The organism is Nocardia higoensis NBRC 100133 (assembly GCF_000308595.1).
GTDB lineage: Bacteria > Actinomycetota > Actinomycetes > Mycobacteriales > Mycobacteriaceae > Nocardia > Nocardia higoensis.
This window is the reverse complement of the sequence record NZ_BAGA01000086.1, coordinates 17,008-34,535: the sequence shown is the minus strand read 5'-3', so window position 1 is coordinate 34,535 and position 17,528 is coordinate 17,008. Positions and strand designations below refer to the sequence as shown.

Genomic DNA, 17,528 nt, shown 5'->3' with positions numbered 1-17,528 from the left:
GGGCCGGTTCGGTGACTCGGTCGTCACGCCGGCAATCGATCCTTCTGCACCTTGCCGGTGGCGTTGAGCGGCAACCGGTCCAGGAACCGCACCGAGCGCGGCACTTTGTACCCGGCCATCCGCTGCTTGGCCCACGCGAGCAGATCCTCCTCGCGCACCGTCGTATTCGACACCACGTACGCACGGCCCACTTGGCCGAGCCGCTCGTCGGGCACACCGATGACGGCGACCTGTTCCACCGCCGGGTGTTCGAGGAGGTAGCCCTCGATCTCGGCGGGGTAGGCGTTGAAACCGCCGACGATGAACATGTCCTTCTTGCGGCCGAGGATGCGCAGCCTGCCGTCGGGATCGAGTTCGCCGAGGTCGCCGGTGCGCAGCCAGCCGTCGGGGTCGATGGTGGCGGCGGTGGCCTCGGGATCGTCGAGATAGCCCTGCATGACGCTGTATCCGCGGACCAGGACCTCGCCGTCGTCGGCGATGCGCACTTCCAGTCCGTCGCAGGGGGTGCCGACCGTTGTCGCGATCTGTTCGAAGGTGTCGCCGGGGCGCGAGGCGGTGGCGGTGCCCGCCTCGGTGAGTCCGTAGCCGGTCATGATCGTCTCGAACGGCAGCTCCTCGCGCACCCGGCGGATCAGCTCCACCGGGATGTCGGCCGCGCCGGTGACCGCGGCGCGCAGGGAGGACAGGTCGTGGCCCGGTCCCGCCTCGAGCAGAGAGTGGTAGAGCGTGGGCGGACCGGGCAGCATGGTGATCTTCTCCTTCGCCACCAGTTCCAGGACCCGATCCACGTCGAACACCGGCAGCGGAAGGATGGTCGCGCCGCGGATGAGCGAGGCGATGAGTCCGGCCCGGTAGCCGAAGGTGTGGAAGAACGGATTGACGATCAGGTAGCGGTCGCCCCGGCGGAGATCGGCCAGATCGCACCATTCGGCGTACATGCGCAGGGACTGCCGGTGGTTCATCATCACGCCCTTGGACCGGCCGGTGGTCCCGGAGGTGAAGATGATGTCGGCGATGTCGTCGCCGGAGACCTGGCGTTCGAAAGGCTCTCCGCCGGACAGGAAATCGGACTTCAGGTCGATCACCGGGATGCCGTCCGGTGCGGAATGGTCCATTCCGAGAAAACCTTGCTGCACCAGCACGGCCTTCGCCCGGCTGCGGGTGATGACATCGGCGGCCTCGGCCGGCTTGAACCGGCTGTTCACCGGCACCAGCACGCCGCCCGCGGTGAGCAGGCCGAAGGCGGCGATGATCCATTCGGCGGAGTTCGGCGCCCAGATCGCGACCCGGTCGCCCTTGCCGACCCCCGATTCGGCGAACGCGCCTGCGGCCCGGCGCACCCGATCGACCAGTTCGACGTAGCTCAGCCGGAGATCCCCGTCCACGACCGCTTCGGCGTCACCGAAGCGGTCGGCGGTGGACAGGACCATCTCCGGGATGGTCTCCCAGCTCACAGTCCGAGCAACCTCGCGAGATTGCCGCCCATGATGAGCGCCTGATCCTGCGGCGACATGTTCTTGATCTCGTTGATGTAGCGGGCCGGCTCGGCCAGCCCCTCCGGATGCGGGTAGTCCGAACCGAAGAGCACTCGCTCCACGCCGATCAGGTCGGCCAGCGCCTCGAGATCCTCTTCCCAGAAGGGGCTGACGTGGATCATCCTCTTGACCGCCTCGACCGGATCGCCGTCGAAGCCCTCCGGCGCCTTCTTGTAGACGTCGGCGAGGTTCTCCAGCAGCGGCGGCAGCCAGGAGGCGCCGTTCTCGATGACGGCGATCTTGAGGGTCGGATGGCGGAACAAGGCGCCGTGGCAGACCCAGGAGGCGACCGCGTCCTCGATGGCCCGCCATTCGCTGACCATTCGGAAGGTGTTGGTCTTGAACGGCAGCATCTCCGCGCGGGCGCCCTCCCAGTCCGAGGTGTAGCGGGCGTAGCCGCTGTCGGAGGAGTGCATGGTGACCAGCAGGTCGAGTTCGGTGACCCGCTCCCAGAACGGATCGAACTCCGGCAGCGCGAACGAGCGCGAGCCGCCCCAGCCCGGGACGGGGGCCGGGCGCACCAGGATGGCGCGGGCGCCGCGCTCGGCGACCCACTCCAGTTCGGCCAGCGCCTTGTCGAGGATGGGCAGGCTGATCACCGGCACCGTGTAGATGCGGTTCTCGTAGTTGAATCCCCAGGTCTCGTAGAGCCATTCGTTGAGGGCGTGCACGACGATGTGGATCAGCTCCGGATCGTCGCGCATCCGCTCCTCGACGAGGCTGGCCAGGGTCGGGAACATCAGGGTCCGGTGGATCTTCAGCTTGTTCATCAGCTCCAGGCGCGGGCCCGGCTCGCGGAACGCCGGGATGGAGCGCATCGGCTCGCCGAAGATCTCGCGCCTGCTCTTGCCCTCGGGATTGCCGTTCTTGAAGTAGTCCTCCATCGCGCCGGGGCGCGCGACCACGTCGAAGGTCGGGTTGGGGATGTACTCGCTGATCTGGCCCCGGATGGCGATCTTGGTACGTCCGTTGACCTCGACGTACTGGATGACGCCTCGGTACTGCTTCGGCAGGAACTTCGTCAGCGCGTCCTGTGTCTCGTACAGGTGGTTGTCGGCGTCGAAGAGCTGGTAGGGCAAGCCGAAGTCGCTCATGGAATCCTCCTTGTTCGTTTGAGAGAATCGTATTCTCATTCGGTGTGAGCCGCAATATCCTCGGTGCCGCGGGGACCGCTGGTGACCAAAGACCGCCGGACGGCGAACTTCTGGACTTTGCCGCTGGCGGTGCGCGGGAAGTCGTCGACGATGTGCAGCTGCTCGGGCCACTTCTGTTTGGCCACGCCCGCCTCGGCGAAATGTGTTCGCAAGGTGGACATCTCGGGAACCGATGCGCCGGGCTGGATCCGGACGACGGCGGCGGTGCGCTCGCCGAGCCGTTCGTCGGGCACCGCGACGGCCACCGCCTCGGCCACCCCGGGCAGGCGCAGCAGGATCTCCTCGACTTCGAGCGCGCTGATGTTCTCCCCGCCACGGATGATCAGATCCGCCTTGCGGTCGGTGATGGTGAGGTAGCCGTCGGCGTCGAGCACGCCGATATCGCCGGTGTGGTACCAGCCCTGCTCGTCGAAGGCGCGAGCGGTGAGTTCGGGGTCGGTGTAGCCCAGGCACAGATCCGGTCCGCGACTGAGGATTTCGCCGTCGTCGGCCAGGCGGATCTCCACCCCGGGCAACGGCGCGCCGTCGGTGAACAGGCGCTTGTCCTCGGGCGCGGTGGGATGGGAGCCGGTGATGGACGGGTGCTCGGTGCTGCCGTAGGAGCGATAGACCGTGATGCCGAGGCCGGCCAGGCGGGTGGTGACCGCGGCGGGGACCGCCGCGCCGCCGAGTCCGGCGTAACGCAGATAGGGCAGGTGCTCGGGGGTGCACTCCGGATGGTCCAGGAGGCTTGTCATGTAATAGGCGACGCCGCCGCCGACGGTGAGCTCGCGTTCGGTCATGAGGGCGAGCACGCGGGCGGGATCCCAGACGTCGGTCAGGTTGATCGGCAGGCGGTCGAGTACCGGGATCAGGAAGGCGTTGACCATGCCGATGAAGTGGCCGACCGGCGCCGCTGTGAGCTGGTGCCCGCGGTCGCGGGGATACATGCCGGCGAGCTGACGGGTCTCGTGACCGAGGGTCTGGTGGCTGTGCATCACCCCCTTCGGGTCGCTGGTGGTGCCCGAGGTGAACGCGATGAGCGCCGGGCCTGCGGGGTCGACGGGCAGCGTGCCCGCCATCGGCTCGGGATCGAGCAGCTCCTCGAAGTTCTCGCCGACCATCGCGACCACCGGGATATCGGCGAGCATGTCCTCGTCGATGCCGTTGTCGCCGAACAGCTTCGTGCCGAGGAAGACGCGCGGCGCGACGGCGCGCAGGATGTAGCCGACTTCCTTGCGGCCGTAGAAGTGCACGATCGGCACCACGGTCGCGCCGAGGAAGGCCGAGGCCCAGAACACCGCGGCCGCTTCCATCCAGTTCGGTAGCTGGAAGGCCACCACGTCGCCGGGGCCGACGCCCCGCCTGCGCAGTCCCGCGGCGAGCCTGCGCGCTGTGCTCTCTACTTCGTGCCAGGTGCCGCTCCACGGCCTGATCGCGGAGTGGATGTGGAACTCGGTGTCCGGCGCGGCCGCCAGTTCGCGGGTCAGGAGATCGCCGATGGTTTCCGAGGTCCACCAGCCCTGGTCGTGGTACCGGCGGAGCAGCTCGTCCGGGATGGTGCGCATGGGATTCTCCCCTTCTCGCTCCTGTCCAGGTCACGAGTAAGTATATGATTCTCAAGAAGAGAGAATCATATTTTCGCAAGGGAGAACAAGAGATGGTGGAGCTCGAGGTGGGCGATGGGCTCGCGGTCGTCACGATCAACCGGCCGCAGGCGCGCAACGCCATCGCGCCGGAGACGATGGATCAGCTGGGGCAGGTCCTCGACGAGGTCGAGAAGGCCGAGGGGGTGCGCGCGCTGGTGCTCACCGGCGCGGGTGATCGCAGCTTCGTCTCCGGTGGGGATCTCAAGGAATTGGCCCGGCTGCGCACCGAGGAACAGGCCGCCGAAATGGCCTGGCACATGCGCGGGATCTGCGACCGGCTGGCCGGCTTCCCCGGTCCGGTGATCGCGGCGCTGAACGGGCACGCGCTCGGCGGCGGCGCCGAAGTGGCGGTCGCCGCCGATATCCGGATCGCGGCCGCCGACATCAGGATCGGCTTCAATCAGGTGTCGCTGGCGATCATGCCGGCCTGGGGTGGCGCCGAGCGGCTCGGTGAGTTGGTCGGTCGTGGGCGGGCGCTGATGCTGGCGGGGTCGGGAACCGTTCTGGATGCCGCCGAGGCGCAACGACTCGGCTTGATCGACCGGGTGCTGCCGCGTGGCGAATTCGACCGCGGCTGGCGGGATCTCGCGAAATCGCTGGCCAACGGGCCCGCTGTGGAGATCAAACGGGTGCTGGCCGGTGTTCCCGCGGGCGAGGCGGTCGCCGCGTTCGCCCGCCTCTGGGTGGCCGAGGAGCACTGGGAAGCCGCCGATCGCGTACTCAAACGCGCGGCGGCAGTCAAGTGAGGTACATCACATATGACGAAATATGAGATGGCCATCACCGATCCGAGAATGACCTTACTGTGTGTTCGGCGGCACCGTCCGGAGCAGGCTCCGATCTCAGGCCCGAGCTCGAGTTCCAGCCCGAACTCACCGTGGGTTCCGGGCCGGGTGGTTGGTTCGAATCCGGTTCGCCCGTCGCGCGTTTCCCCGTCCACGTGTCGAGGTCTCCGATCCAGCCGGGTCGGTGTCGTGGGCGGCGTCCTGCCGGGGCGCGGTGATGGTGCGGCCGCCACATCTTGCTGTTCGACGAACGGGGATGGAACCCATGGCTGTACGAACCGTCGACCCCCTCACCCCCCGCGCCGCGGGACTGAACTCGGTGTCCCGCTGGCGTGCGCACGCGCGCAGGCATCCGCTGCGCTACCGCGTGGCGATGGTCGCACCCCGTCCGATCGATATCGTCCGCTGCGCCGGTGGCTGGTTGTTCGACCGCTCGACCGCGGGATGGGAGGTGACGGTGCTGGTGCGCGATCACTCGCACGCCCGGTCGCTGCAGATCCTCGGTGCCACCGTGCTGGACTTCGAACAGGCGCTGGCGGTGCCCACGCACGACATCTGGCCACAGACGCTCGCGATCGATCCGTCGATGTACACCAGCGACCCTCGGGTCCGCGAGGGTGTGCTCGGCTGTCTGGACGGTGGCGAGATCGAGGTCGGGGTCTGGGGCGAATTGCCTGCCGAGCTGGAGACGCGGGTGTCGCCGATGGCGTACCGGATCAGCGTGGCCGCGCGGGCGTTCAAGGCGTGTGCGCTGCGGGCCGCGGGCTGCGCCGGCGAAGCGGTCACCGCCGAGGAGTGGCTGCAGTTCTCCGATACGCCCGCGCCGGGCACGCAGTGGGGGACTCGCCTGGTCGCGGTGCGTTAGGCGCGGGGGACCGCCGGCCACGAACGGCCGGTGCGAGGGGTGACGGCCGGGCCGGACGAGGCCCGCCTTCTCGGGGGGCGTGCGGCATGCTTCCGGAACGGCGGGCGCGAATCGCCCGGTGCCGGATCCGTGGTGTTCCGCGAGCGGAATCGATAGGCGATTTCGCGTTCGCCGTAATTAATTTTTCGCGCGATGCTCCTGAGCGGGCGCGCGGAATCGATCGCAGTTCCGCGATATTCGGATCGTCGGTGTCTTCGGTCCGTAGAAATCGTTCGCCACCCCTGTCGACAGGGCTCAATTTTATTCGATAATTCCTGGAAAAATTATTCTCGGCACAACCTGTAGTGAGTTCTTTTCGGGTTGTCCCCGCTGGAAGGGGTTCCGACATGCAGTGCTTCTGAGCTGCCTGGATGTGAATAGAAGACATTTCCGGTCCAGCTCGGTCGCGGAATCCGGGAGAGGTGTGCGGCACCCCCGGAATTTTGTCGACGACTGGATCGGGCGAGCGCGGAACGGGGTGCTGTACATTTTCCGGAAGTTATTGACTACCGATGCGATGGCCCCCACAATATCGGGGAAGGCAATGTGGCCGGATCGGCCGGCTGCCTCGCGGTAATCGACGAAACCATTTCTCCGGTTTGTTCTGTCGTGCGCGCGAATTTCCCGGAAACGGGTGACGGGATCGCTTGCGGCGCGCAGTGCGCCGGAGGCCGGATGTGAGAGCTGATCGCTATGACGCAGCAGGTCGCGACGCGAGAGATCGCGCAGTGGTGGCGCGGGTACCTGCGCCGCCACCCCGTGACCGCGCTGTCGACCGTGGGTGGTCAGTTCGTCCTCGGTGTGCGGGCGGTGCAGTATCTGGTGGTCGATGTGCTGACCGGCCGGTTCGCCTTCGCCGAGTTCGTCAGGCAGTCGGCGTTCATGTCCTCGGCCGCGGTGCTGCCGACGATCTTCGTCTCGCTGCCGATCGGGGTGACGCTGTCCATCCAGTTCGGTCTGCTGGCCGGGCAGGTGGGTGCGTCCTCATTGGCGGGTGCGGCCAGCGGGCTCGCGGTGATCCGGCAGGGCGCGCCGATGGTGGCCGCCCTGCTGATGGCCGCGGCGGTGGGCTCGGCGATCTGCGCGGACCTCGGCTCGCGCAAGATCCGCGACGAGATCGACGCCATGGAGGTCATGGGGGTCTCGGTGGTGCGCCGGCTGGTGGTGCCGCGCCTGGCCGCGGCGGTGCTGGTCGGTCTTTCCCTGACCGGGGTGGTGTGCTTCGTCGGCTTCCTGGCCGGCTATCTGTTCAACGTCTTCGTGCAGAACGGCGCGCCGGGCAGTTTCGTGACCACCTTCGCCTCCTTCGCCACCGTGGGCGATCTGGTGCTGACTCTGGTCAAAGCCGTTGTCTACGGCGCGATCGTGGCGGTGGTGGCCTGCGAGAAGGGGCTGTCCACCCAGGGCGGGCCCGCCGGGGTGGCCAATGCGGTGAATTCGACCGTGGTCTCGTCGATCCTGCTGCTGATGGTGGTCAATGTCGTCTTCACCCAGCTGTCGATGATCCTGTTCCCCCGGCAGGGGTTGTGATGGCTGCTCCCTACTACCCTCCGGGCACCAAGCTGCTGCGTCTCGGCGCGGGCCGGGCGGGCGTCGTGATGATGCGGCTCGGGCACATGAGCACCTTCGCCATGCGGTCGCTCTTCTCGATTCCGTTGGCGCTGCGGCACTATCGCGCGGAGTTCCTGCGGATACTGGCCGATGTCACCTGGGGCAACGGGTCGCTGGTGGTCGGCGGCGGCACGGCCGGGGTCATCATCGTCCTCGGCGCGGCAGGCGGCGCGATCGTCGGGCTCGAAGGCTACAACGCGCTGCACCTGCTCGGGATGGAGCCGACCGTCGGGCTGGTCGCCTCGACGGCCTCCACCCGCGAGCTCGCGCCGATCATGGCGGGCCTGGCCTTCGCCTCCCAGGCGGGCTGCCGGTTCACCGCCCAGCTGGGCGCCATGCGGATCTCCGAAGAGATCGAGGCGATGGAGTCCATGGCGATCCGCTCGATCCCGTATCTGGTGAGCACCCGGCTGATGGCCTCGATGCTGGCGATCGTTCCGCTGTACCTGATGTGCCTGGCGGCGAACTATCTGGCGGTGCAGATGGTCGTGGGAATGACCGGCAGTCTGTCGGCGGGCACCTACCAGCACTACTTCCAGTTGGTGCTCAACGGGCCCGACATCGTGTACTCGCTGATCAAAGCGCTGCTGTTCGTGATCATCACCTCGACGGTGCAGTGCTACTACGGCTTCTACGCCGCGGGCGGTCCGCAGGGGGTCGGGATCGCGGCAGGCCGCGCCATGCGTTCGGCGATCTCGCTGATGATCGTCGTCAATCTGCTGCTGACCATCGCCCTGTGGGGCATCGGCGCGAGCGCTCGGCTCGGGGGGTGAGCATGTCGATTCTGTTCGAGAAGGACGGCCGCGGGCCCTCCGGTTTCGCACTGGTGGCACGCGGGCTGGTACTGGTCCTGGTGACCGGCGTGGTGGTCTCGGTGCTGCTGATGAAGTCGACCGGTCGCTTCGACGAGAAGGTCGACGTGGTCGCCGTGCTCGACCAGCTCGGCGACGGGCTGCCGCCGCGTTCAGATGTGAAGTTCCGCGGACTGCTCGTCGGCACGGTCGGGCGGGTCACGCCCTCGCTCGACGGTGGTCCCGCACGGGTGCAGCTGGCGCTGGAACCGGCTGCGGCACGGCGCATTCCGGCCACCGTCACCGCGCGGGTGGTGCCGAGCAATGTGTTCGCGGTGTCGTCGGTGCAACTGGTCGACAACGGACCGGGTCCGGCGCTGACCGAGCACGCCGAGATCACCCAGGACCGCAGTCTGTCGACGGTCCAGTTGCAGACAGCGCTCACCGAACTGCGCGAAATCCTCGCCGCCGCCACCCGGGTAGGCACCGACGCCGCTGTCGGCGCGCTCACGGCGGTCGCGCGCGCCACCGATCGGCGTGGCGCGGACATCGTCGCGGCCGGGGCGGCGACGGTGCGGATCACCAGGGAACTCGACGCGCTGCTCACCTCCGACGGCGGTGTGCCCACGCTGAGCCTGCTGGCCGAGGCCGTGCGTGGGCTCGAGCGATCCGCCCCGGAACTGGTCGACGCACTGCACGCGGCGGTGGTGCCCCTGCAGACCTTCGCCGAGCACCAGGCGGCGCTGGCCGATCTGATGGGCGCGGGCGGCGCCACCCTGGAGACCGTCGACGGCGCCCTGGAGCGACGTGTCGACCGGATCGACACCGTGCTCGAAGACTTCGGCCCCGTGCTCGACGTCTTCGCCGACGGCGCGCCGACCTTCGGCCCGATCGTGGCCCGGTTCAACAAACTGTCCGGGCTGTGGTTCTCGGAGTTCTACAACGCCGAACATCCGCGCGGCATCGGCAAATTCCAGTTCCGGCTGACCCCGCACACCATGTACACCCGCGCCGACTGCCCGCGCTACGGCGAGCTCGCCGGCCCGAGCTGCGCGACGGCGCCTACCGAGATCCCGGTCCAGGAGCTGCCCGCGACCATGGACCCGAGTACCTACGCGCCCGCGGGCCTGTCCGCGCAGGAACTGCCCGCCGAATTGCGCGAGCTGATCGAGCGCGTGCTCACCGGCGGCGGCAACGGCGCCGAATCCCTGCTCGCGCCGTTGCTGGCCGACGGGCCGTTCCCCACCGGAGGCGACCGATGAGTTACCGCAAGCCCCTGATCGGCGTGAGCCTGTTCGTGACGGTCGCCTTCGCGCTGTTGTGGATGACCTTCGTGACGCTGGATCGCCGCATCGACGGCGAAACGTACGGCTACAGCGCGGTGTTCAGCGATGTGAGCGGGTTGCGCGCCGGTGACGACGTGCGGATGGCGGGAGTGCGGGTCGGCCGTGTCGACCGCATCGAACTCGACGGCACGCTCGCGCGAGTGCGCTTCCGGGTGGGATCCGATCAGAAGCTCTACGGCGACACCCGGGCCTCGATCACCTATCAGAACGTCATCGGTCAGCGCTATCTCGGCCTGGCGAAGGTCGATCACGGCGATCCGGGCGAGCTGGCGCCCGGCGCGGAGATCCCGCTCGAGCGCACCGAGCCGTCCTTCGACATCTCGGCGCTGCTCAACGGATTCGAGCCGCTGTTCGCCGGCCTCGACCCGCACCAGGTCGACAACCTGACCGCCGCGCTGGTCACCGCGTTGCAGGGCGACAATGCCTCGCTGGTGCTGCTGATCGAGCAGGTCTCCGCGCTGGCGCAGGCACTGGCCGGCCCGGACGAGGTGCTGGGCGAGGTCATCACGAACTTGAACCGGGTGGTGGGCAACCTCGCCGGGCAGGCCGGCGAGCTGAGTTCGCTCATCGTCCGCTCTCGCGCCCTCGTCGACGGGCTCAGCGCGCACCGCGACGAACTGCTCGGCGCGCTCACCACCGTCTCGGTCACCACCGACCGGATGGCGCGGGTGGTCGACGGCATCGAGCCGGACCTGACCGAAATGCTCTACCGCGAGCCGGGTTTCACGCGCCACTTCCAGGAGAACAAGGAGAACTTCGCCTATCTCGGCTTCAACATGCCCGCCCTGATGAAGGGGCTGGCGCGGGTGAGCCAGGAAGGCGCGTACCTGAACACCTATCTGTGCAATTTCGGCGTGACGGTGCTGCCCGGATTGAGCAACCTCGTGCCGACCGTCGTCGGGCTCGCCACTCCGGGTGGGCAAGCCCAGTATTCGCCCGTCTGTAGGTGAGCCGTGATGTCGACACGATCCGCGCGGGGCAGGCTCCGGCTGCGCCCGCTCGAGGAATATCCCGGCCCCGTGCTCGGCGCGGTGGCGCTGGCCGTGCTGCTGATCGTCGTCGCGGGCGCGGTGGGGTTCGGTACGGGCGACCCGGGCCGGACCCGGTACGAGGCCGAATTCGCGCAGGCGGCGGGCATCGCCCCGGGTGACCTGATCAGCGTGGCCGGGGTGCCGGTCGGCGCGGTCGACGGTGTCCGGCTCGACGGTGACCGGGTGCGCGTGGACCTCGCCGTGGACGACGCGGTCCCCCTCGGCGCCGACACCGGCGCGGCGATCAAGCTGACCACTCTGCTCGGCGCCCGCTACGTCGAACTGCGCCCCGCCGGGTCCGGTTCGCTGCCGGACCGGCGAATTCCCCTGGAGCGCACCGAGGTTCCCTACGACCTGCAGCAGGCGCTGGAGAACGCGACGGTCACCTTCGAGGAGATCGACACCGCGGGTATCGCCGACTCCCTGGACAGCCTCGCCGGGCAACTCCAGGGGGTGCCCTCGGTGCTGCCCGGGCTGCTGGCCGACATGCGCACCCTGGCCGCCGTCGTCGGCGACCGCCGCGGCGAGCTGGGCGATCTGCTGGCAGGCACCCAGCGGTTGACCGAGACGTTCACCCGGCAGCGCGCGGACCTGGCGGCGATCATGGGCCAGGGCCGCGACCTGCTGGCCGAGATGCTGGCCCGCGGCGAAGCGATCCAGCGGTTGATGGACGCCACCCGCAGGCTGGCCGATCAGGTCGGCGCTCTCGTCGTCGAGGACCGGCCGCAGATCGACGAACTGCTCGACGGTCTCGGCGACCTGCTCGCCGGATTGGCGCACAACGACGAACTGTTGCGCAACATCCTCGAGATCCTGCCCGTCCCGATCCGCAATTTCGCCAATGCCTCCGGCACCGCCAACGAGGTCGACTTCACCGCGCCCGCCGGGCCGATGATCGACTCCTGGATGTGCGCGCTGAGCGGGCGTGCGGTCGAGGGCGGTCTCGCCGCCTACCACGAGGACTGCCGATGAACGGTTGCCGAATCATCTCGCGCCTGTCGCTCGCCGTGCGCACGGCCGCCGTGGTGCTGGTCGGCGCGGTCGCCGGGTGTGCGGGACCGATGGGGTCCGGTGGCGAGGGCATCACCGTGGTCGCCGAATTCGACAACGGCGCGGGGCTCTACGTCGGCAACGCCGTCGCCGTGCTCGGGATGGACGTGGGTGAGGTGACCGCCGTCGAGCCGAGAGGTAGCCGCGTCGAGGTGACCATGCGCATCGACGAGGGCGTGCGCATTCCCGCCGATGCCAGCGCGGTCACGCTGTCGACCTCGGTGCTCACCGATCGGCACGTCGAGTTCACGCCCGTCTACCGGGACGGGCCGGTGCTGGCCGACGGCGCTCGGCTCGGTCGGGACCGGACCAGGACCCCCGTCGAGTTCGAGCGGCTGCTCGGCGCGGCCGAGACGATGGCGGGCGAACTCGCCGAGGAGCAGCCCGGCGCCGGACCGGTGGCGCGGCTGCTCGGTGTCTCCGCCGAGATCGCCGCCCGCAGCGGACCCGACCTGCGCGCGACCATGGCCGAACTGGCCGAGGTGCTGCGGATGAGCGAGGACGGCGGCGCCGAATGGCAGGCCACCGTCACCCGGCTCGCCGACGAGCTGGCCGTGCTGGCGGGCTCGGCCGCCGACAACGATCAGCTGGTCCGGGACTTCGCCACGAACACCGGCATGCTCACCGACCTGCTCGCCGACCTGCGGATCGGCGAGGGGCGGACCGGCGCGCGGATCGAGGAACTCATGCGCGGCACCGAGGCGCTGCTCACCGACAACGCCGAAGCCCTGCGCAGCACCGTGGCCGATGCGAACACCGTGACCAGGGCGCTGGCCGACTACCGGCGCGAGCTGGCCGAATTCCTCGACGTCACCCCGCTGCTGCTCGACAATGCCTACGCCGCGGTCGATTTCGAGTACCGGGGCGTGCGGGTGCACGCGCTGCTGGACAAGGTCTTCTTCGACGGGCAGCTGGTCAAGGAGTTCTGCAATGTGCTCGGGCTGCGCCAACTGGGCTGCGCCACCGGCACATTGCAGGACTTCGGCCCCGACTTCGGGATCACCGACATGCTCACCGCGATGGCGGAGATGCCGCGATGAGGGCGCGTGACCGTCTGCTCCGCGCGAGCGCGCTGCTGATCGCGACGCTCGCCGGCACCACCGCCTGCTCGGCCGGCCTCGGCGAGCTGCCGTTGCCCGCCCCCGGCGGGGCCGACGGCTACACCGTGCGGGCCGAATTCGCCAACGCGCTGAACCTGCCCGCCAAGGCCAAGGTCCGGCTGCTCGGCGCCGATGTCGGCGAGGTCGCGGAGATGGCGGTGCGCGACTACACCGCCGTGGTCACCCTGCGCATCGAGCGCGCGGTGCAGCTGCCGCTGGGCACGCGCGCCGAACTGCGCACCGCCACGCCGCTGGGCGATGTGTTCGTCTCGCTGACCCCGCCCGGCGACGTCACCGCCGCGACCCCGTTGCTCGGTGACGGTGACAGTCTCGCCGAGGAGCAGACCGCCTCGGCGGCCACCATCGAGGAACTGCTGAGCACGGCCGCCCTGCTGGTCAACGGCGGAGCGATCCGCAATCTGACCACCCTCGTCAACGGGCTCGGCAATGCCGTGGGCGAGCGGGGCGAGGAACTCGCCGCGCTGATCGCGCAGTCCACGCACGTGGTGCAGACGCTGGCCGCCCGCTCCGACGACATCCGCGCCACCCTCGCGGGCATCGACGCCCTGGCCCGTACCCTCGATGCTCAGCGCGCCGGCATCGACGGGCTCATCGCCGCCGCGGGCCCCGCTCTGGACACACTGGACGCCAACGCCACCGAGGCCCTGGCGCTGGTCCGCCGGGTGGAATCGATCAGTACCCGGCTCGCGACCCTGCCCGGACTCGACGGCGAGCAGACCACCGGCATGGTCGCCGACCTCAACCGGGTCGCCGCCGGGCTCTCCGCCGCCGCGACCCACCCCGACGCGAACCTGGCCGCGCTGAACGCGATGCTCGGCCCGATCATCTCCGTCACCACCTCCACCTCGGCCAATGTGGACGCCGATTTCCAGGATCTCGCGCTCGGCTACCTGCCCGATCCCAACCATCCCGGTGATCCGGAAAGCCGGTTGCCCGACCTGAGCGACTGGGCGGCCTTCATCGGCACCTTCACCTACACCCTGCTGAAATTGCAGGACAAGATCACCGGGGGTGCGCGATGAACCCGCGCTCTCCGCTGGAATTCGCGGCGCGCCCGCTCGTGACGACCGTGCGCGCCGCACACAGGCGGCGCAACGCCCTGTCCACCGCGGCGCTGATCGGCGTATTGCTCTGCGGTGTCGCATATCTCGCGTTCGGCGCGCTCGGCGTGGATCCCACCGCCGCCACCATGCGGGTGCGGGTGTATCTCGCCGACTCCGGCGGGCTGCTGCCCGGGCAGAACGTGGCCTTGCGCGGCGTGCCGGTCGGCAAGGTCGAATCGGTCGAGCTGACCGACGAGGGTCTGGTGGCGGTCGCGGTCGTCGACGCCGCGGCGCGGATACCCGCGGGCGGCACGGTCCGGGTGGCGAGCCTGTCCATGGCGGGGGAGCAGTATCTCGACTTCCGCTCCGACAGTGACGACGGGCCCTACCTCGCCGACGGCGACGAGATCGCCCGGGAACGCACCAGCACGCCCGCACCGCTGTGGCGCACCCTCGCCGCGCTGGATTCCACGCTCGACCAGGTGGATCCGGAACAGATCGCGACCATCGTCGGCGAACTCGGAGTCGGACCGGAGGGGCCGGACAAGCTCGCCGACATCATCGACGGTGGCGTCTTCCTGATCTCCACCCTGGACTCGGTGCTGCCGCAGACCGTCGGCCTGTTGCGTGACAGCCGTGCGGTGCTGGCCACGGTGAGCGAGCTGCGCTACTCCGAATTCTCCGCCGACGCGGACTCCTTCCTCAGCGGGGTGGCCGCCAAATCCGGCGGCTATGTCGAGTTGCTCGGCGCGGCTCCCGGCACGCTGCGCGCGCTGGACGCCCTGCTCGCCGACAACTCCGCCGCCGGGGCGGAGCTGCTCGACCACCTGGGGGTGACCGCGCAGATGACCTCCACGCGTGTCCCCGCGCTCCAGGAGTTCTTCTTCCCCACCGGCCGGGACGGCTCCACGCTCGACGCGATCGCGGTCGCCTTCCACGACGGCGGCATCTGGGGCCTGGTCAATCTCTATCCCCGCTACGCCTGCGACTACGACCTCCCGCGCCGCCCGCCGTCGCTGCCGGATTTCCCCGAGCCGTACCGCTACACCTATTGCCCGAACACCGATCCCTCGGTGCTCATCCGCGGCGCCCGGAACGCGCCGCGCCCGCCCGGGGAGGAGATCCCCGAAGGTCCGCCGCCCGGTGTGTCCCCCGAATCGCAGACCACCCGCACCCCCATCGGCCCGCTGTCGATCCCGCTGAACTTCGGCGGCCCGCAACTGCCGCCACCACCGCCCGCGCCGGTGCGGTGACCCGATCGACCGCCCGCACTCGACAGCACAGGAGGAAAACCATGAGCCGCAAGACAACTGGATCGGTGCAGGAGCGGGCGTCCGCGAACGACGGTTCGGCCGCTGTCGCGGCTTCGGCCGTGGAGCCGGGCGCCACGGCCGACGAGCCTGCTGCTGAGCCCGACGAGCCTGCTACTGCGGCCGACGGGCCTGCCGCTGAGCCCGACGGGCCTGCCGCTGAGGCCGCCGAGGTGGCCGCTGAGCCCGAGGGGCCTGCCGCTGAGGCTGCCGAGGTGGCCGCCGAGCCCGACAAGCCCGCTCCCGAGGCTGCCGAGGTGGCCGCCGAGCCCGACAAGCCCGCTCCCGAGGCTGCCGAGCTGGCCGCCGAGCCCGACAAGCCCGCTCCCGAGGCTGCCGAGCTGGCTGCTGAGCCCGACAAGCGCGCGGGTGAGACCGGGAATCGGTCGCCCGCGCGGCGGTTGCTCGCCCGCGCGCGCCGAGGTCTGGTCCCCGCCGTGAGCGTGCTGGCGATCGTCGCGACGGTGGCCGCGGCGTACTTCGGCTGGAAGGTGAAGCAGCACGATGATCTGCAAGCGGCCTCCGATGCGGCCCTCGCGGCCGCCCGCGCCTATGCGGTCACCTTGACCAGCGTCGATTCCGACAACCTCGACCGTGATTTCGCCGCTGTGCTGGACGGCTCGACCGGTGAGTTCCGCGATATGTACACCCGCTCCAGCGGTCAGCTGCGCGAACTGCTGGTGGAGAACAAGGCGACGGGACAGGGCACCGTGCTCGACGCCGCCGTGAAATCCGCGGGCGAGACCGAGGTCGAGGTACTGCTGTTCATCGACCAGACGGTGACCAACGCGGCCTCGCCCGATCCGCGGATCGACCGCAGCCGAGTGGTGATGACCATGCAACTGGTCGACGGCCGCTGGCTGGCCGCCCGCGTGTACCTGCCCTGAAAACCCTTCCCCGTCCGTTCGTTCCAGGAGTTGCGCAATGACCGATTTCGACACCGTCGACTACTTCACCGATCCGGCGCTGGTCCCCGACCCGCACCCGTACTTCGATCACCTGCGCGCCAGGTGCCCGGTGACCCAGGAGCCCAATCACCAGGTCTACGCGGTGACGGGATACGAGGAGTCCGTCGAGGTGCTCAAGGACCCGGAGACCTTCTCCTCGGCCATCGCCGTCGGCGGTCCGTTCCCGCCGTTGCCGTTCGACGTGCAAGGCGACGACATCACCGGCCTGATCGCCGCGAACCGCGACAAGCTGCCCATGTTCGAGCACATGGTGACCATGGACCCGCCGCAGCACACCTACGCCCGCTCGCTGCTGAACCGCCTGCTCACCCCGGCGCGGCTGAAGGAGAACGAGGACTTCATGTGGCGGCTGGCCGACCGCCAGCTCGACGAATTCCTCGCCAACGGACGCTGCGAATTCCTCACCGAGTACGCCAAGCCGTTCTCGCTGCTGGTCGTCGCCGACATGCTCGGCGTGCCCGAGGAGGACCACCAGGCTTTCCGCGTCGCGCTGGGCGCCGAACGCCCGGGCGCCCGGCCCGGCGCGATGGACGACGACGTCATGTCCAGCAATCCGCTGGAGTGGCTGGACGAGAAGTTCTCCACCTACATCAGCGAACGGCGCGTCGAGCCCCGCGACGACGTGCTGACCTCGCTGGCGCTGGCGAAGTACCCGGACGGTTCCACTCCGGAGGTCATCGACGTGGTGCGGTCGGCGACCTTCCTGTTCGCCGCGGGCCAGGAGACCACGGCGAAACTGCTCGGCGCCGCGCTGCGCATCCTCGCCGACAACCCGGAGGTCCAGCAACAGTTGCGCGACGACCGCACCAGGATCCCGATCTTCATCGAGGAAACGCTGCGCCTGGACGCTCCCGTCAAGAGCGGATTCCGGCTGGCCACCCGCGCGACCACCGTCGGCGAGGTCCCGGTGCCGGTCGGCTCGACGATCATGTTCTGCCCCGGCGCGGCCAATCGCGATCCCCGCCGCTTCGAGAACCCGCACGAGTTCCGGCTCGACCGCCCGAACTTTCGTGAGCACATGGCTTTCGGGCGCGGCGTGCACAGCTGCCCCGGCGGTCCGCTCGCGCGCGTGGAAGGTCGCGTGTCCATCGAGCGGATCCTCGACCGGATGCTCGACATCGGCGTCGACGAGGAACGGCACGGACCGGCCGGCGACCGCCGCTACACTTACGAGCCCACCTACATCCTGCGCGGGCTCACCGACCTGCACCTGACGTTCACCCCCAACGGCTGATCCGTGGAAGCCGCCGT

15 protein-coding genes are annotated in these 17,528 nt (G+C 69.2%); 12 read left to right on the top strand and 3 right to left on the bottom strand.

Features of this window, described 5'->3' with window-relative positions; all coding sequences use genetic code 11:
- Positions 1-23 precede the first annotated feature (23 nt).
- Genes ON26_RS15640 through ON26_RS15630 form a run of 3 tightly spaced genes read right to left on the bottom strand, consistent with a single transcriptional unit; the run spans position 24 to position 4,236 of the window.
- Positions 24-1,454, bottom strand: coding sequence for a FadD3 family acyl-CoA ligase (locus ON26_RS15640; protein WP_040796883.1), 1,431 nt, complete (start codon positions 1,452-1,454; stop codon positions 24-26).
- The gene (locus tag ON26_RS34205) at positions 1,451-2,629 is read right to left on the bottom strand and encodes an amidohydrolase family protein (protein WP_040796882.1); all 1,179 of its coding nucleotides are present in this window, start codon (positions 2,627-2,629) and stop codon (positions 1,451-1,453) included. Before ON26_RS34205 ends, ON26_RS15640 begins: the two co-directional genes overlap by 4 nt.
- Before the next feature lie 35 nt (positions 2,630-2,664).
- A complete protein-coding gene (locus ON26_RS15630; protein ID WP_051027108.1) occupies positions 2,665-4,236 on the bottom strand; it encodes an AMP-binding protein in 1,572 nt (523 codons plus the stop codon).
- A 92-nt stretch (positions 4,237-4,328) separates the two neighbouring features.
- Here ON26_RS15630 and ON26_RS15625 point away from each other — a divergent pair, with 92 nt between their 5' ends.
- From ON26_RS15625 to ON26_RS15570, 12 genes are all read left to right on the top strand, one after another.
- Complete coding sequence (locus ON26_RS15625; protein ID WP_040796881.1) at positions 4,329-5,063, top strand: enoyl-CoA hydratase/isomerase family protein; 735 nt, start codon at positions 4,329-4,331, stop codon at positions 5,061-5,063.
- A gap of 304 nt (positions 5,064-5,367) precedes the next feature.
- Positions 5,368-5,967 (top strand): hypothetical protein, encoded by a 600-nt coding sequence (locus ON26_RS15620; protein ID WP_157171912.1) that lies wholly within the window; start codon positions 5,368-5,370, stop codon positions 5,965-5,967.
- A 732-nt stretch (positions 5,968-6,699) separates the two neighbouring features.
- Complete coding sequence (locus tag ON26_RS15615; RefSeq protein ID WP_085999021.1) at positions 6,700-7,536, top strand: MlaE family ABC transporter permease; 837 nt, start codon at positions 6,700-6,702, stop codon at positions 7,534-7,536.
- On the top strand, positions 7,536-8,390 hold the full coding sequence (locus tag ON26_RS15610; protein ID WP_040796879.1) for an ABC transporter permease: 855 nt from the start codon (positions 7,536-7,538) through the stop codon (positions 8,388-8,390). Before ON26_RS15615 ends, ON26_RS15610 begins: the two co-directional genes overlap by 1 nt.
- A gap of 2 nt (positions 8,391-8,392) precedes the next feature.
- Positions 8,393-9,670: an MlaD family protein gene (locus tag ON26_RS15605; protein WP_040796878.1), complete on the top strand. Its 1,278-nt coding sequence runs from the start codon at positions 8,393-8,395 to the stop codon at positions 9,668-9,670.
- The gene (locus ON26_RS15600) at positions 9,667-10,704 is read left to right on the top strand and encodes an MCE family protein (protein ID WP_040796877.1); all 1,038 of its coding nucleotides are present in this window, start codon (positions 9,667-9,669) and stop codon (positions 10,702-10,704) included. The genes ON26_RS15605 and ON26_RS15600 overlap by 4 nt, the downstream gene beginning before the upstream one ends.
- A gap of 6 nt (positions 10,705-10,710) precedes the next feature.
- Positions 10,711-11,757, top strand: a complete 1,047-nt coding sequence (locus ON26_RS15595; protein ID WP_040796876.1) for an MCE family protein — start codon at positions 10,711-10,713, stop codon at positions 11,755-11,757.
- Entirely contained in the window at positions 11,754-12,875 is a 1,122-nt protein-coding gene (locus ON26_RS15590) for an MCE family protein (RefSeq protein WP_051027106.1), read from the top strand. The genes ON26_RS15595 and ON26_RS15590 overlap by 4 nt, the downstream gene beginning before the upstream one ends.
- On the top strand, positions 12,872-13,978 hold the full coding sequence (locus tag ON26_RS15585; RefSeq protein WP_040796875.1) for an MlaD family protein: 1,107 nt from the start codon (positions 12,872-12,874) through the stop codon (positions 13,976-13,978). The genes ON26_RS15590 and ON26_RS15585 overlap by 4 nt, the downstream gene beginning before the upstream one ends.
- Positions 13,975-15,252 (top strand): MlaD family protein, encoded by a 1,278-nt coding sequence (locus ON26_RS15580; protein ID WP_040796874.1) that lies wholly within the window; start codon positions 13,975-13,977, stop codon positions 15,250-15,252. Before ON26_RS15585 ends, ON26_RS15580 begins: the two co-directional genes overlap by 4 nt.
- A gap of 41 nt (positions 15,253-15,293) precedes the next feature.
- Positions 15,294-16,196, top strand: coding sequence for an Rv1363c family protein (locus ON26_RS15575; protein ID WP_373280944.1), 903 nt, complete (start codon positions 15,294-15,296; stop codon positions 16,194-16,196).
- Positions 16,197-16,233: 37 nt separating this feature from the next.
- Positions 16,234-17,511, top strand: a complete 1,278-nt coding sequence (locus ON26_RS15570) for a cytochrome P450 (RefSeq protein WP_040796873.1) — start codon at positions 16,234-16,236, stop codon at positions 17,509-17,511.
- The last annotated feature ends 17 nt before the right edge of the window (positions 17,512-17,528 follow it).